12 protein-coding genes and 1 pseudogene are annotated in these 15,708 nt (G+C 67.6%); 7 read left to right on the top strand and 6 right to left on the bottom strand.

The features are described 5' to 3' along the window. Positions 1-221 precede the first annotated feature (221 nt). Entirely contained in the window at positions 222-512 is a 291-nt protein-coding gene (locus ON32_RS06635) for a hypothetical protein (protein WP_040789816.1), read from the bottom strand. Between the two features lie 259 nt (positions 513-771). Here ON32_RS06635 and ON32_RS06630 point away from each other — a divergent pair, with 259 nt between their 5' ends. Together ON32_RS06630 and ON32_RS06625 are read left to right on the top strand one after the other, a co-directional pair. Beyond that, positions 772-1,431 carry a class I SAM-dependent methyltransferase gene (locus ON32_RS06630; protein ID WP_040789573.1) on the top strand — a complete coding sequence of 220 codons (660 nt, stop codon included), beginning with the start codon at positions 772-774 and terminating at the stop codon, positions 1,429-1,431. 57 nt (positions 1,432-1,488) lie between these two features. Beyond that, positions 1,489-3,453 (top strand): annotated as a pseudogene (locus ON32_RS06625) (glycoside hydrolase family 15 protein); the annotation flags it as partial. Positions 3,454-3,566: 113 nt separating this feature from the next. Here the strand turns inward: ON32_RS06625 and ON32_RS06620 are convergent. From ON32_RS06620 to lepA, 3 genes are all read right to left on the bottom strand, one after another. Next, positions 3,567-5,375 carry a dynamin family protein gene (locus ON32_RS06620; protein WP_040789572.1) on the bottom strand — a complete coding sequence of 603 codons (1,809 nt, stop codon included), beginning with the start codon at positions 5,373-5,375 and terminating at the stop codon, positions 3,567-3,569. A 102-nt stretch (positions 5,376-5,477) separates the two neighbouring features. Further along, complete coding sequence (locus tag ON32_RS06615; protein ID WP_040789571.1) at positions 5,478-8,261, bottom strand: hypothetical protein; 2,784 nt, start codon at positions 8,259-8,261, stop codon at positions 5,478-5,480. A gap of 189 nt (positions 8,262-8,450) precedes the next feature. Further along, positions 8,451-10,328, bottom strand: a complete 1,878-nt coding sequence (gene lepA / locus ON32_RS06610) for a translation elongation factor 4 (RefSeq protein ID WP_040789569.1) — start codon at positions 10,326-10,328, stop codon at positions 8,451-8,453. Positions 10,329-10,519: 191 nt separating this feature from the next. Here lepA and ON32_RS06605 point away from each other — a divergent pair, with 191 nt between their 5' ends. Then, a complete protein-coding gene (locus ON32_RS06605) occupies positions 10,520-11,098 on the top strand; it encodes a type II toxin-antitoxin system PemK/MazF family toxin (RefSeq protein WP_040789568.1) in 579 nt (192 codons plus the stop codon). 24 nt (positions 11,099-11,122) lie between these two features. Here the strand turns inward: ON32_RS06605 and ON32_RS06600 are convergent, their stop codons facing one another. After that, positions 11,123-11,905 carry an aquaporin gene (locus ON32_RS06600; RefSeq protein ID WP_040789567.1) on the bottom strand — a complete coding sequence of 261 codons (783 nt, stop codon included), beginning with the start codon at positions 11,903-11,905 and terminating at the stop codon, positions 11,123-11,125. A gap of 369 nt (positions 11,906-12,274) precedes the next feature. On the opposite strand from ON32_RS06600, the gene rpsT reads away from it, so the two are divergent. Continuing rightward, a complete protein-coding gene (gene rpsT, locus ON32_RS06595; protein WP_040789566.1) occupies positions 12,275-12,535 on the top strand; it encodes a 30S ribosomal protein S20 in 261 nt (86 codons plus the stop codon). An 82-nt stretch (positions 12,536-12,617) separates the two neighbouring features. Here rpsT and ON32_RS06590 read toward each other — a convergent pair whose 3' ends face one another. Further along, entirely contained in the window at positions 12,618-13,565 is a 948-nt protein-coding gene (locus ON32_RS06590; RefSeq protein WP_245550848.1) for a helix-turn-helix domain-containing protein, read from the bottom strand. Positions 13,566-13,694: 129 nt separating this feature from the next. On the opposite strand from ON32_RS06590, the gene ON32_RS06585 reads away from it, so the two are divergent. From ON32_RS06585 to ON32_RS06575, 3 genes are all read left to right on the top strand, one after another. Next, on the top strand, positions 13,695-14,765 hold the full coding sequence (locus ON32_RS06585) for an aldo/keto reductase (protein WP_040789565.1): 1,071 nt from the start codon (positions 13,695-13,697) through the stop codon (positions 14,763-14,765). Positions 14,766-14,965: 200 nt separating this feature from the next. Then, positions 14,966-15,295 carry a DUF2798 domain-containing protein gene (locus ON32_RS06580; RefSeq protein WP_245550846.1) on the top strand — a complete coding sequence of 110 codons (330 nt, stop codon included), beginning with the start codon at positions 14,966-14,968 and terminating at the stop codon, positions 15,293-15,295. A gap of 108 nt (positions 15,296-15,403) precedes the next feature. Further along, positions 15,404-15,652 carry a hypothetical protein gene (locus tag ON32_RS06575; RefSeq protein ID WP_040789564.1) on the top strand — a complete coding sequence of 83 codons (249 nt, stop codon included), beginning with the start codon at positions 15,404-15,406 and terminating at the stop codon, positions 15,650-15,652. Positions 15,653-15,708 lie beyond the last annotated feature (56 nt).

Below are 15,708 nucleotides of genomic sequence, written 5' to 3'. Positions count from 1 at the left end.
GGCGCGAGCCAGTCTAACGGGGGCGACCGGCTCCGAGGACGGCACCCGGGTGGTCCACCGCCCCGATCGTCATCGGACCGAACCGGCCGGATCGGCCCCGGCCACCATCGCCCCCGGGCCGGCCCGAGGCCCCGTCCACTGCGTCTACCGGGTGAAGAGCCAGGCGACGACCACCAGGATCAACAGGGCGACCAGGGCCAATTGCACGCGAGAACGAGGCATCAGCGGGCACCGCTTCCGACATGTTCCCGAGCCGGGACCACAACTGCGGCCGGAACCGCCTCGGCTTCCCACTCGGGTATCTCCGCTTCCGCCGACACTCGTCCCGGGACGCCGGGATTCTCCTCTCGGCCCAGCCGGCGCATGACATTCTGCAAACCACGGTCGAGCAGGTAGGCGATGGCGAAGCTGATCGGCACCATGCCGGCCAGCACCACCAGGAACTGGGGGATGAACGGAAGTCCCGCCACCCACAGTTCGAAACCGTCCCACCATCCCGCGATACGATCCACGCACCCAGCGTAATCGACCCGGCCGGACATCGGTCCGCCGGCGAACCGTCGACGCATCCGCGCGATCGGCGAGGTACCGCCCCGCGCTCTGCGGGTCACAACCACGCGCTCCGATCACCTACATCTGTGACGACCGACCTGTCCACCGCACGGACGCCGACGTCACGGGTCGATAACGAGCGGCACGAATGGGCAACGATCAACCGGCCCGGGGCACCGCCCTTGACCTCAACCCATATTGAGGTTGCAGGCTGGGGTCATGACACCGTCGGTCGATAACTGGAACGCGATCTATGACAACGACACCGCCCCCTGGGTGATCGGCGAACCGCAACCGGCGATCGTCGCCCTCGAGCGCGCCGGCCGGATCCGCGGCCGGGTCCTGGACCCCGGCACCGGCGCGGGCGAACACACCATCGCCCTCACCCGGCTCGGCTACGACGTACTCGGCGTGGACCTGTCCCCGAGCGCGGTGGAATACGCCCGCCGCAATGCCGCCGAACAGGGCGTGCCCAATGCCCGCTTCGAGGTCGCGGACGTGCTCACCCTCGCCGACGACGGCCCCGGGCGGCTCGGCACCTTCGACACCGTCGTCGACAGCGCGCTGTTCCACATCTTCGGAGAGAACCCCGAGGCCCGCAACACCTACGTGCGTGGCCTGCACGCCGTCTGCGCACCGGGCGGATACGTCCACATCCTGGCCCTGTCGGATGTGGAGGTCGGTTTCGGCCCCCGGATCGGCGAGCACATCATCCGCGACTCCTTCGCCGGCGCGGAGTGGGAGCTGGAGGAGCTGAGCCCGGCGCACTACCGCGGGCGGGTCACCGAGCTCGTCGCCGAGGACGCCGAACGGCTCGGGCTGCCCACCGACCGTCCGGTCGAGGCCGCCGCCTGGCTGGCCCGAATCCGGCGCGTGTGAACCACCGGGCGACCGGGACCGGGTGGACGGACGAGCGCCGTCGGCCCATGATGTGGTATGGCGAGTACCGACAGTTCAGCCGACCCACCCGGTCCCGCGGCGCTCGACGAAACGGTCGAGCCCCCGTACTCGGCCGACTTCCCGCCGATCGACGACTACGCATTCCTGTCCGACTGTGAGACCAACTGTCTGATCGCCGGTAACGGCTCGGTCGAATGGATGTGTCTGCCTCGTCCGGATTCACCGAGCGTTTTCGGCGCCCTCCTCGATCGCAGCGCCGGTCATTTCCGCATCGGCCCTTACGGGTGCAATGTTCCCGCCGCCCGCCGGTACCTGCCCGGCGGCATGATCCTGGAAACCACCTGGCAAACCGAGACGGGTTGGTTGATCGTGCGCGACGCGCTGGTGCTCGGCCCCTGGCACAGCACTCAGCAGCGCAGTCGAACCCATCGCCGCACCCCCACCGACTGGGATGCCGAGCACATCCTGCTGCGCACCGTGAAATGTGTGAACGGCACGGTCGAGTTGGAATTGAGCTGCGAACCCTCGTTCGACTACCACCGCGCCACCGCCACCTGGGAATACACCGGAAAGGTGTACGAGGAGGCCACCGCGGTGCCCGCGGACACCGATACCGGCCCGACCCTGGTACTCACCACCGATCTGCGACTGGGCCTGGAGGGCCGCCAAGCCCGGGCGCGCACCCGCATGAGCGAGGGCGATTCGGTGTTCGTGGCGTTGACCTGGTCGGAGCTGCCCGCCCCCCGCACCTTCGACGAGGCCGCGCAGAAGATGTGGACGACCATCGAATGCTGGCGGCAGTGGATAACTCTCGGTAACTTCCCCGACCACCGGTGGCGCGACTATCTCCAACGCAGCGCGCTCACCCTCAAGGGGCTCACCTACACCCCCACCGGCGCGTTGATGGCGGCGGCCACCACCTCGCTCCCGGAAACCCCGGGTGGGGAACGCAACTGGGACTACCGCTACACCTGGGTCCGCGATGCCAGTTTCGCGTTGTGGGGCCTGTACACCCTGGGCCTGGATCGGGAGGCCGACGACTTCTTCGCCTTTCTCTACGACGCCACCACCGGACCCAACGGCGACGAGGTACCGCTGCAGGTGCTTTACGGTATCGGCGGCGAACGCGAACTGGTCGAATCCAGTCTCGAACACCTCAGCGGCTATCAGCACGCACGACCGGTACGGGTCGGAAACGGCGCCTACAACCAGGAGCAGCACGATATCTGGGGCACCATGCTGGATGCGGTGTACCTGCACGTGAAATCGCGTCGACACGTGCCGGAGTCGTTGTGGCCGATGCTGAAACGGCAGGTGGACGCCGCCATCACACATTGGCGCGAACCCGATCGCGGAATATGGGAGGTACGCGGGGAACCACAGCATTTCACCTCGTCGAAGGTGATGTGCTGGGTGGCGCTGGACCGCGGCGCGAAACTGGCCGAACTACACGGACAGACCGAGGTCGCGCTGAGCTGGGCCGCGATCGCCGAGGAGATCCGGGCCGATGTGCTCGCCCACGGTGTGGATGCCGCCGGCCGGTTCACCCAGGTCTACGGCGGAACCACCTTGGACGCGTCCCTGCTGTTGGTGGTGCTGACCCGGTTCCTGCCGGCCGACGACCCCCGGGTGCGCGCGACGGTGCTCGGGATCGCCGACGAGCTCACCGAGAACGGCCTGGTATTGCGCTATCGCACCGAGACCACCGACGACGGCCTGGCCGGGTCCGAGGGCACTTTCACCATCTGCTCGTTCTGGCTGGTCTCGGCGCTGGTGGAGATCGGGGAGGTGGACCGGGCCCGACGGCTGTGCGAACGACTGCTCGGACACGCCGGGCCGCTGCGGCTCTACGCCGAGGAGATCGACCCGCACACCGGCCGGCACCTCGGCAATTATCCGCAGGCGTTCACCCACCTGGCGCTCATCAACGCCGTCACCCATGTGATCCGCGCCGAGTCACCGCAGCTCGCCGGTACCTTCCGCCCCGCGCATATGCCGGTGAACGGTACCTGGAACGGCGGAGGTTACGGGGTCCATCCGCCCCACGAATACGGCCTGTGGGGTGAAGCCGGCGGGCCCCCGCCGAAAACACCGAAAACGCAGCCCCCGTTCCTCTAGGCAGTGACCGCGAGCAGTCCGTCGGCCCGCTGACGCAGATCGCGTAGTTTGAGCAATTCGGCGTCGAGGTGCGCGAGCCGCGCCTGCCCCTTGTCGCCGTACTTCTCGCCCTCTTCCTCGGCGATCCGCAGGGCCTCCTCGGCGCGGCGCATCGTATCGGTGGCGATCTCGGTGAAGTGGTCCCGCAGCGCGCGCTGCACTCCCCGCAGTCGGTTTCGGGATTCCTTGCCCACCTGGAAGATCACATCGTCCATCAGCCGCGACACCGCGACCTTGGCCTCGGCCTGTCGGCGTTGGGTGCGGGTGCGGCGATCCTCCCACAACGCATGGATGCCGAGAAGCACACCCGCCGTCCCCGAATACCAGTTCACCAGCGACATTCCCAGCAGACTGGTCGCGACACCGACCATCAGCAGACCGCCGTACGATCCGCGCAGCACCGACAGCACCTGTTGCAGGATGCTGTCCCGCCCGCTTTCCAACGGTTCCAGTCGGGTGACCTGCTCCATCACTTCCGCCGGATCCACCCGCATATCCGGCAGATCGGGAATGCGATGATCGGCCGGAAACTTCGCGGCCACCTGTTCGGCCAACTCCTGGGCGCGGTATTCCGCCAGTTCGAAGTTCTCCTCGATCGCGTCGGCGATCCGCCCGTCCAGGTCGGAGCCGAACGCGGTCCAGCGGCGGCCCGGGTCACCCTTGGCGATTCTGGCCTCGGCGTCCCGGACCAGGCCGCGCAGCCGATGCCGCAGATCGTGTTCGATATCGGCCATCAGCTCGGTGCTGCCGTCGGCCAGAACGATCTGCCAGTTGGCGCTGCGCTGCCGTAGCCGGTCGGCCTCGTCACGGGCCGCGGTCAATCGTTGGGTGATCTCGGCCCGGCGCTGCGGATCGCGCAGGGTCTCCGCCTCACTGCGCAGGCCCATACCGAGATGGTCGCTGACCAGCCGAATATCGCGGACCGCGGCCGCGGTGGCCACCGCGTCGGCATTGGCCACCACATACTCGCGCAGATGCTCGAGCAGTTGCGGTATCCCCGACTCCACGGCGCGCTGCCGATCGCCGGAGTGTTCCGCCTCACGATGCAGTTGCGCCGAGACGGGTGCGACAGCGAACGCCAACCCCGCCGCATCGAGCAGTTGCCGATTCTCTTCCTGGATCTGCGCCCAGTACGGATACCGGTCGATCTTGTTGAGCACACAGATCACGGTCGGGCAGAGCTGCTGCACCCGCTGTAGGTAGACGATCTGCTCGTTGTCGAGTCGGTTGCCCGCATCGACGACATAGAGCACGGCGTCGGCGGCGGCGATCATCGACCAGGTGCCGCGATCGTCGGCATCCGTACCGGGCGCGTCCATCAGCACGATCCCCTCCGCCAGCAGCGGAGCGGGATGGACGAACTCCAGGCGCACCACGTCCTTGGCGGTCAACGCCGGAAGCGGATCGAGTGGATCCACCGGTTGCCGTTCGGTCCGCCCACCGTCCACCGAACGCACCAGCGTCGCGGACGGCTCGGGACCGTACTCGACGACCACCGGCACACCGGCCGGACTGTCGGTCACGCTGATCGGTGCCCCGACCAGGGTATTGACCAGGGTGCTCATCCCACTCTTGGGTGCTCCTACCACCACCAGCCGCACCCGAGTGTCACTGACCCGGGCCCGCACCATTCCGAGCCGACCCCCGAGATCGTCGCGGCCCGCGGACCGAACCGATCCGTACAGCTCATCGATGATCTTGATGAGCGGGGCCATGGCTTCCGGATTCTTCACCGTTGCGGGCTGCAGTCCCGCTGCAGCAGACAAGCCCGGCTCCTAACTGTCATCAACTACGTCACCCTCATTCGATCACGGCATGCACCTGCCTTGCCGCCGCCCCCTCCCGGACACGAGTTACCGAACGGCAGTTCAGAGAAACACGTCGTCCACCGGACTCGCAACCAGATGGGCGGCGGCATGGTCGACGTCCGGCGACAGCCCCGCCGACAAACCGCTACCCGTGAGCGTCGCATGGTCGGTGGCCTGCGTGCTCATCGAGGCCACCGTCGCGTGCAGACCGGTGTGATCGGCGTGGTCGGCCGCGATCGGTTTCGTACCGATGCCCGGCGACCCCAGACCCGGCGACCCCAAGCCCGGCGACCCCAGGCCCGGCAGATCCTGCTGCGGGACCGGCGCCGGTTTGGTGGGGATCTGCACTTGCGGCTGGGTGGGGTAGTCCGGCGTCGAGTAATCCGGTATCGATACGTCCGGGCTCGGCTGTTCCAGCGTCGGAACCTCCACCGTGGGCGGGGTATCGACGGTGGGCGGGGTATCGACGGTGGGCGGGGTATCGACCGTGGACGGCGGCTCGTAGGTGCTCGCACCGCCGGACGAGTCCGGGACGGTTGTGGGACGAACGAACGAGGACTGGTCGGAAGTATCGGACTGCGAACCCTCGGAACCGGTGCTCGCACCACCCGAATCGGTGGTGGTACCCGCCGTACTCCCGGCGGTGTCGGGGCTCTGTGGGGCGCTACCCGTCGTCTCCACCGACGAACCGCCGGTCGTGGTCTCCGGGGTTTCGGAGCCACTACCGCTCGGATCGAGGGGTGTGCTCGTGGTCGCTCCCGGCTCGGTGGTGCCCGGGAGGGTGGTCCCGGTCGTCGGAGTACCCGATTCGACGGTCCCGGTCGGCGTTCGACCCGCCGAGGTGGTGTCGCTCACACCGGGTAGCACGCTCGGTTGGGTTCCCGGTGTCGGCGTGGTGCTCACCCCCGCGCCGGTGGTCGGTGCGTCGGTCGTCGTAACGGGCCCACCGCCGGTGGTGGGCGAGGGAACGAAGGTCTCGGAGTTCCCCGGATACTCACCCGGCCCGGAGTGGGTATCCCGCGCCGGCTCGGGGCGGGGACGGCCGAAGTGGGCGGGCACATCGGCGGCGGGCACGACGAGCGGTGAGGTGCCCACCGGCGGGGTGATGACATTCGCCACGGGCGTGGTGGCGACATCCGGCTGGATGGTGGTCTGCAATGGCGTTGCCACCACCGGCTGCACTGCGGCGGGGGCGGCCGCGACCGAGGCCGCGGGAGCCGGGGGCGGCGCCGGTGCGACGGGCGCGGCGGCCGGAGCCGGCATCGTGGAAGCGGGCATGGAAGCGGGCGCGGGTGAAACACTCGGCGCAGACGAAACACTCGGCGCAGACGAAACACTCGGCGCAGACGAAACACTCGGCGCAGACGAAACACTCGGCGCAGACGAAACACTCGGCGTGGCCGGGGCGGCCGCGGCCATCGGTGTAGCAGGAGCCGGCGCGACAGGAGCCGGCGCGGCGGCACCGGATACGGACGATGTCGCCGAACCGGCCGGTGTCCCGGCCTGGCCCGTCACCGATGTCGAACCGGTGCCGGTGGTCGACCCGGCCGTGGTGCCGGACCCGAGTTCGAGCGAACCGTCCCGGCCCGCGGTCTCGTCGGGTTCGGCCATTGCCCGGGGCGCGGACGTGGGATCGAAACCGCCGGTGATCCAGTCGCTGTACTGGTCCAACTCGTTGCCCACACCACGCCCCACGGGGACGTCGATCTGCAGATCCCAGGAGGCGTTCAAGTAGATGCCGTCCGGTCCGACCGAGAAATCCAGGCTCGTACCGGAGTGGACGAACAGACCGGCGCCCACCCCGCCGCCGTCGCCCACACCGGCGAAGGGGTCGGCGTCGGCGGGGCCGTCGAGCGGCGACGTGGAGGTATCCGCCCACGGGGCACCGGTGTTCATCCCCGGCGTATGCGCCCACGGCATGGCATCGGACAGCGACCCGGCGCCCTCGTCGCCCTCCGATTCCTCTTCTTCGTCCGACTTGTCGGAAACGCGTGGCCCGGAAGCCGCCACCGGTTCGATATCGGGCGGCGGCGCGTTCGGATCAATGATCGGCAGGACCGCGGTATCGAGCTCGGACCAGTTGTCGTCCTCGCCGAACGGCGCCGACACGGTTTTCAGACCGGGCAGTTCGAAGATATTCGGTCCCGGGGGAGTGAACTGTCCCGCATCCGGAAGGTGGAAACCGGGTGGGGACGCAGCACCGTCCCCGGGGCCCATACCGGGCAGCCGAAAACCACCGTCGCCCAGGCCTGGCACGCCTTCCAGGCCTGGGATACCGCCGCCCGGCGCCGGACCGGGCAGGCCCTCCCCGCCGAGATCCGGCGGATGCGGACCGGCCGGAACACCGGTGCCGACCCCGCCCGGGAGCACGCCCATCTCGGTCAGATCATTGGTGTCGGGCACCTCGAGCGGCACCCCACCGGCCTGGGCGGAACCGGTATGTGAATTCCCCATACCGACCTGGATGTCCAGCCGCGGCAACGGCATGGTCACGCTCATATCCGGGCGCGGCTCGTCCATCCCGGGCTGCGAACCCCGGGCCGCCGACGTGTCGGGAACCGGATCCGGGAACTCGACAACCGGACTCGGCGTATCGGGGTCGGGGTCATCGGGGTGGGCCCACCCGGCGATACGACTGTCCGCGTTCTCCGAATTCGATCCCGCCGGGACCCCACCCCCGTTGACGGCCATCAACGCGCCACCGGTCACATAGGCACCGCCCCGCGCCACCGTGGCAGCACCATTGGCAATGGTGTAGGCGGTATCACCGCCACGTTCGGTGATATTCGCGTCGCCATCGGCGATATTCGCGTCGCCGCCATCCCCGGGCAGATCACGCGTCATACCACAACTCCACTCTCGCCTCTCCCGCATCCTCACCGCCGGGCCCGCCGAGTGAAGACCGCTACCACCATATTTGCGGCGAAGCCGGCTGTCACGTCGGTTGTCGAGTTTTTCGTCGAGCCTACGTGCTACGCACCGGGCGCGGCGGAAAGTCGTGGAACCGACGGACTCGGCACGGCCGAGTGGTCGTCACTTCTTGTCCTTGGGTTTGTCCGCTTGCGCATCCGAGGACAGAGCCGCCACGAACGCCTCCTGCGGGACGTCCACGCGGCCGATGGTCTTCATCCGCTTCTTGCCTTCCTTCTGCTTCTCCAGCAGTTTGCGCTTACGGCTGATATCACCGCCGTAGCACTTGGCGAGCACGTCCTTGCGGATGGCCCGGATATTCTCGCGGGCAATGATCTTCGACCCGATCGCGGCCTGGATCGGCACCTCGAACTGCTGGCGCGGAATGAGTTCCCGCAGTTTGGTGGTCATCTTGTGTCCATAGGCCTGGGCGGCGTCGCGGTGCACGATGGCGCTGAACGCGTCCACCGCCTCGCCCTGCAACAGGATGTCCACCTTCACCAACTGCGATTCCCGCTCGCCCGCCTCCTCGTAGTCGAGGCTGGCATAACCGCGGGTGCGCGACTTCAGCGAATCGAAGAAGTCGAAGATGATTTCGGCCAGCGGCAACGTATAGCGCAACTCCACCCGGGTCTCGGACAGGTAGTCCATCCCGCCGAGTTCACCGCGTCGCGACTGGCACAACTCCATGATGGCGCCGATGAATTCGCTCGGGGCGATGATGGTGCACTTGACCACCGGCTCGAATACCGTCCGCACCTTGCCCTCCGGCCAGTACGACGGATTGGTGACGACATGTTCGGAGCCGTCGTCCATCTGCACCCGGTACACCACGTTCGGCGCGGTGGAAATCAGATCCAGATCGAATTCGCGCTGGAGCCGTTCCCGGGTGATCTCCATGTGCAGCAGGCCGAGGAAACCGCAGCGGAAGCCGAAGCCCAATGCCACCGAGGTTTCCGGGGTATAGGTGAGCGCGGCATCGTTGAGCTGCAGCTTCTCCAGGGCGTCGCGCAGGTCCGGATAGTCCGAACCATCCACCGGATAGAGCCCGGAATACACCATCGGGCGCGGTTCCCGATAGCCGGTGAGCGGCTCGACGGCACCGTTTCGAGCCGTGGTGACGGTATCGCCGACCTTCGACTGGCGCACGTCCTTCACCCCGGTGATCAGGTATCCCACCTCACCGACCCCGAGGCCCTGGGTGGGCTTGGGCTCGGGCGAGACGATGCCGATCTCCAACAGTTCGTGGGTGGCGCCGGTGGACATCATCTTGATCTTCTCGCGCGGGGTCAGTTTGCCGTCCACTACCCGCACATAGGTGACCACGCCGCGATAGGTGTCGTAGACCGAGTCGAAGATCATCGCCCGGGCCGGTGCGTCCGCCTCCCCCTGCGGCGGCGGCACCTGGGCGATCACCTGATCCAGCAGTTCCGGCACACCCACGCCGGTCTTACCGGACACCCGCAGTACGTCCTCGGGCTCGCAGCCGATGATATGGGCGAGCTCGGCGGCGTACCGATCGGGGTCCGCGGCCGGTAGGTCGATCTTGTTCAGCACCGGGATGATGGCCAGATCCTTGTCGAGAGCCAGATACAGATTGGCCAGGGTCTGCGCCTCGATGCCCTGCGCGGCGTCGACCAGCAGGATCGCACCCTCACAGGCCTCCAGCGCCCGCGACACCTCATAGGTGAAGTCGACGTGGCCGGGGGTGTCGATCAGGTGCAGCACGAAGTTCTCGCCCGCGTGCTCCCCACTGGTCGGGGTCCAGGGCAACCGGACGTTCTGGGCCTTGATGGTGATACCGCGTTCCCGTTCGATATCCATCCGGTCCAGGTACTGGGCACGCATCTGCCGTTCCTCGACCACGCCGGTCAACTGCAACATTCGGTCGGCCAGCGTCGACTTGCCGTGATCGATATGCGCGATGATGCAGAAGTTCCGGATCCGGGACGGATCGGTGAACGTCGTATCGGCGAAGCTGGCGGGCACTCCACTCCTCATAGGGGTATCGGCGTCGACGATCGGAACGAGCGGGTGTCGGTCGTGGTCGCGTCGGCGACCACTTCCTCGGCTCCACTCATTGCCGGCTGCCCTCCATGGTCCCATGGTGGGCTCCCCGCCCCCTCCGCCGGTCCCGGGCGACCGACCGGCACGCGCCCCCACCGGTCGTGGGACGGCGTTATCCTCCTGAGATGGCCCGCAATTGGAACAATCTCGGCAAGCAGCTCACCGCGATCGCGAAAGAGCAGGGCCCCAAGGTGATCAGGCGGCAGGCTCCCCGGCTGGTCGATCGACTTCAGCGAGCGGCATCACTCGATATCGTGAGCGGTCGCCGGCGTGCCGGCCGCGCCCCCGCCATCCCGGTCCGCCCGGCCGCCTCGACCCCGGTGCCGACCTCCGAACGGGCGCGGCGCATCGTCTACGCCCCGCAGTTGGACGGCCGGGCCGACCCCGGCGAGATCGTATGGACCTGGGTGCCGTTCGAGGAGGACCCGAGCAATGGCAAGGACCGCCCGGTCCTGGTGGTCGGACGCGACCACCGCACCTTGCTCGGGCTGATGCTGTCGTCGAATCCGGTCCGCGACCACGACCCCGATTGGATTGCCATCGGCGCCGGCGTCTGGGATCACCAGGGCAGGCCGAGCTGGGTCCGTCTGGATCGGGTCCTCGACGTCCCCGAGGACGGTATCCGCCGGGAGGGCGCCATCCTGCCGCGGGAACTGTTCGACCGGGTGGCCCATCGACTCGTCCGCGAATACCACTGGAGCTGATCTCGGCGCGGAAACCGTGGATGGTCAGGACGCCATCTGCCGGGACCGACCGAACAGCAGCCCGTAGACCAGGGCTCCCAGCATCCCACCGATGAGTGGGAACACCACGAACGCCCACACCTGTCCCAGGGCACCGTCCTGGTAGGGCGCGACCCCGAGGCTGCGGGCCGGGTTGACCGAGGTGTTGTCGACCGGGATGGCGACGAGATGGACAACGGCGAGGGTGACCCCGATCGAGAGCCCGGCCAACGGCACATCGGAGATCTGGTCGGTGGAGGCCAACACCACGAACACCAGCAGCGCGGTCAACACGACCTCGACGATGATCATGGCGGCCATCCCGTACCCGTCCTGCATCACGCCCGCACCGAGCGGCCCCTGAACCGCCGAGGGACTGTGTCGACCCCAGCCGTTGGCGCCGAGGCCGTCGACCGACCGGTCGTAGGACGGCAGGTTCTTCGCGAGCGCGAACAGCACCAGCCCCGCCAGGAACGCGCCGATCAACTGGGCGACGACATAGCCCACCGCGACGCGCGCGGACACCCGGCCGAGCAGCAGCTGTCCCACGGTCACCGCCGGATTCACATGGCATCCGGAGATCGGCCCGATCGAGTAGACCAGAAACATCAGCGTCAGCCCGAAGGCCAGCGCGACCCCGAGCGCGCCCACCCTCTCCCCCGCCAGCACCGCCGTCCCGACACCGCCCAGCACCAGGACGAAGGTGCCCAGTGTCTCCGTACCCCATTTCACGAAATCGGAATGGGTTTCGATGTCCTTCTCGACAACTTCCTGAGCAGTGGGTGACATACACGTCCGCCTTCCGGATCCGGTGGGAACGAGCGAGTCTCGCGGAGAGTCGTGCCGTCGCTTTCGGGCCCGGCCCGATCATTTCCGAAAAGAGCGCCGCCCGCGGGAACGGGAGCACCGTTATGCCTGGTCGTACCGCTGAATTCGCGCCGAAAAACGATTGGGAGGTTACGCCGGTGGTGTCGCGTTCTCAATGATCTCCGCGTACCGGTTGCCTACCGGTGGCGAGCCGCGATTTCTCCACGCTTCCCGGTCCTGGTAATCTGACCCCTTGGCGTCGCGTTGTCCCCGCGCCGGGAATCGTTCGGGGCAGGTGCGCGCGCACAGACTTTCCGGACGAACCAGCGACAGGAATCAGAGGATACAGGCGTGGCCAACATCAAGTCCCAGATCAAGCGGATCCGTACCAACGAGGCACGGCGGCAGCGCAACCAGTCGGTGAAGTCCGAGCTGCGCACCTACATCCGCAGCTTCCGGGCCGCCGCCGAGGCCGGTGACAAGGAGGCCGCCGCCGAGCGGCTGCGTGTCGTCAGCCGCAAGCTCGACAAGGCCGCCTCCAAGGGCGTTATCCACGCCAACCAGGCCGCGAACAAGAAGTCGGCCCTGGCGCTCGCCTTCAACAAGCTCTGACGAGCTCGTTCACTTCGACGTTCGCCGCCGCGGCTCCGACGATCGCGGCGGCTTTTCGTGTTACCGCCGCACGCGAGCACCACTACGATGCCGCGTCGGCGACCTGTGGCGCGCGATCCCGTGCCATTTCGGCCAATCGGTCCAGCGCGACCTGAGAGGCGGCATCGGCCGCCCGATAGATGACCAGCCGTTGATCCGGGTCCTGTAACGGGATCAGCACCTCGAAATCGACGGTCAACGTCCCGACTTCCGGATGCCGTAGCGGTTTCACCCCGCGCCCCCGCACCTTCACATCCCCTTCGGCCCAGGCCGCGGCGAACTCCGGGCTGCGGGCCGTCAACTCCCCCACCAGCTCCGCGAGCGTGCGATCGTCCGGATGTCCGGCCCAGGCGGCGCGCAGATCCGCGACACCCTCCCGGATTACCCGCTCTCGGTCGAGGTAGAAATCCCGCAGCCGCTCGTGCATGAGACACAGCCACATGGCGTTGCGCTGTTCGAGCGGCAAGGTGTCGAAATCGAGCATCAGGGCCGCCATCTCCGGGTTCCACACCAGAATGTCGTAGCGATGGTTCACCAACATGGCCGGCCGCGGTGACAGCTCCGCCACCAGCAGGGCCAATGCCGGCTCGGCCACCGTACTCGGTTTCCCCGAACCGGGTCGGCGCTGTTCGGCCAGATCGAACAGGTAGGCGGTTTCGTCGGCACTCAATCGCAGCGCACGGGCCAACGCGTCCAGCACCTCCGGCGACGGGCGCAGACCGCGCCCCTGCTCCAGCCGGACGATGTAGTCGGTGCTGACCCCCGCCAGCTCGGCCACTTCCTCCCGCCGCAGCCCCGGAGTGCGGCGCGTCTGCCTGCGCAGCGGCAGACCCAGCTCACCGGGATCCAACCGCTCCCGCCGGGTGCGCAGAAAGGCCGCCAGCTCGTGTGTTCGATCGACACCATGGCCACCGGGCTCTTTGCGGTTACGCGAGCTCGTGCTACCGGGCCTCGCGCCTCGGGGCGATGTCGCGTTCACCATTCCTGTCATCGTTTTCGATCGTACGGGCCCGGCACCCGCTGGGTGGGATTGCTTTTCCCAGGATGAATCTTCCCTTACCGCGCGCTTTTCGCCGCCGCAGAATTCTCCCGACACCACCGACGACCACAGGAGAACACGATGGCCGCGCTCACCCTGGACACCTACCGTCTTCTCGGCCGTTCCGGCCTGCGGGTATCCCCGCTCGCTCTGGGGACGATGACCTTCGGCACCGACTGGGGGTGGGGCGCCGACACCGCCGAGGCCCGCAAGATCTTCGACACCTACGTCGAGCGGGGCGGTAATTTCATCGACACCGCCAACCAGTACACCGATGGAACGGCCGAGAAACTGCTCGGCGATTTCACCGTCACCAATCGGGAGTCCCTGGTGCTGGCCACGAAGTACACCATGCTGCGCCGGCCCGGCGACCCCAACTCCGGCGGCAACCACCGCAAGAGCATGTTCGCCTCGGTGGAGGCCGGCCTGCGCCGGCTGAACACCGATTACATCGACCTGCTCTACCTGCACGCCTGGGATTTCCTGACCCCGGTCGAGGAGATTCTGCGTGGTATGGACGATCTGGTCCGGGCCGGCAAGGTGCTCTATGTGGGTATCTCCGACGCACCCGCCTGGCAGGTCTCACGGATGCAGACGATCGCCGACCTGCGCGGCTGGTCCCCGCTCATCGCCTTGCAGATCGAGTACAGCCTGATCGAACGCACGGTGGAACGCGATCTGATCCCCATGGCTCGGGAAATGGGCCTGGGCGTCGTTCCGTGGTCGCCCCTGGGCAGCGGGGTACTCACCGGTAAGTACCGCCGTGCCGATCTCGATCACACCGCGGAGGCCTCCCCCACCGGCACCCGCAAGAACGTCGCCGCCGCCAATGGCGCCCTGACCGAACGCGGGTTGGCCATCGCCGATGTGGTCAAGGAGGTCGCCGCCGAAATGGGTCGGACCCCCTCCCAGGTGGCGCTCGCATGGACGCTGCGCGAGTCGGGTGTGACCGCCCCCATCATCGGCGCCCGCACCGCCGCGCAACTGGAGGACAACCTGGGCGCGCTCGAGGTCGAGTTCGCCGAGGAACAGCTGGCCCGGTTGGATGCGGCCAGTGCCGTCGACCTCGGCTTCCCGCACGAGTTCCTGCGGCGTCCCATGTCCCGACAGGTCGTCTTCGGGGACCTGAAGATCGAGGGCGCCACCCGCTGAGCACTGGGATTGCCTCGCGGCGCCGGGTGTTCCATTCTCGGTGCCGCGATTTCGGTCGCCGTAAGCGTTCACGTCAATCAACGCACCGGTCCGCCGTCCGGCGACCGTTGCCGCACGACCGCTTACGGAGTTGTACCGTATCCGATTCTCGGATTTCTCGCTTCTTCTCCCGTCCGGGTTTCTTCTCCCGTCCGGCCAAGTTGCCCGCGCGATACGCACCGATAGCGCTGCCGCTGCTGCTGTCGATCCTGATGACCTGCGTGGTCTCGCTGGTCAGCACCCTGGTCGGCAGCGGTCCGGCGCTCGATATGTGGCTGCTGTCCTGGGTTGCTGTTCTGGGTTGCTGTCCTGGGTTGCTGTCCTGGGTTATCGCCTTCCCCACCCTGCTGATCGTCCTACCGGTGGTGCGTCGGGTGACCGCCGCCATTGTCGAACCGGCTGCGCAAGCCGTGCCGGTGCCCGAACCGGCCACGATCGGATCCCACACACCCGCCCCTGCCGTGCGGACAGAGGCCCGCGATCCGCGGTGATGAGGGCCCACCCGCCGGTCCGTCCCGCCGAGACCTCGAGGTCTGCTTTTCGCGTTACCAGGGACCTGTCCCACACAGTGGGGGCGGATGTGCCGTAGCATGCCGCCCATGGTGACCGTATATGCGAACCAGGCCGTGGTTCGGTCCGAAGACCTGCCCGGCGTGATCCAGGCCGCCGAAGTTCTCGGCTTCGGCGTGAAGATCGAGAATGTGCTGGTCCCCGACGAGGAGGACGGTTACGCGCTGGCGTGGATCGTCACCCGCGAGGAGGAGCCCCCGACCTACGAGAACTGGGACGGACGCTACGAGGAGGCCGGCGAGGAGATCGAGATGCCCGACCTCAGCTCGGTGGACTGAGCCCTCGACAACCGTCGGGGCCCGGTGGCGCGTCGTCATGACACCGTCCGGGCCCC

The sequence above is a fragment of the Nocardia paucivorans NBRC 100373 genome (assembly GCF_000308675.1).
Taxonomy (GTDB): domain Bacteria; phylum Actinomycetota; class Actinomycetes; order Mycobacteriales; family Mycobacteriaceae; genus Nocardia; species Nocardia paucivorans.
This window is presented reverse-complemented; position numbering and strand designations above follow the sequence as displayed.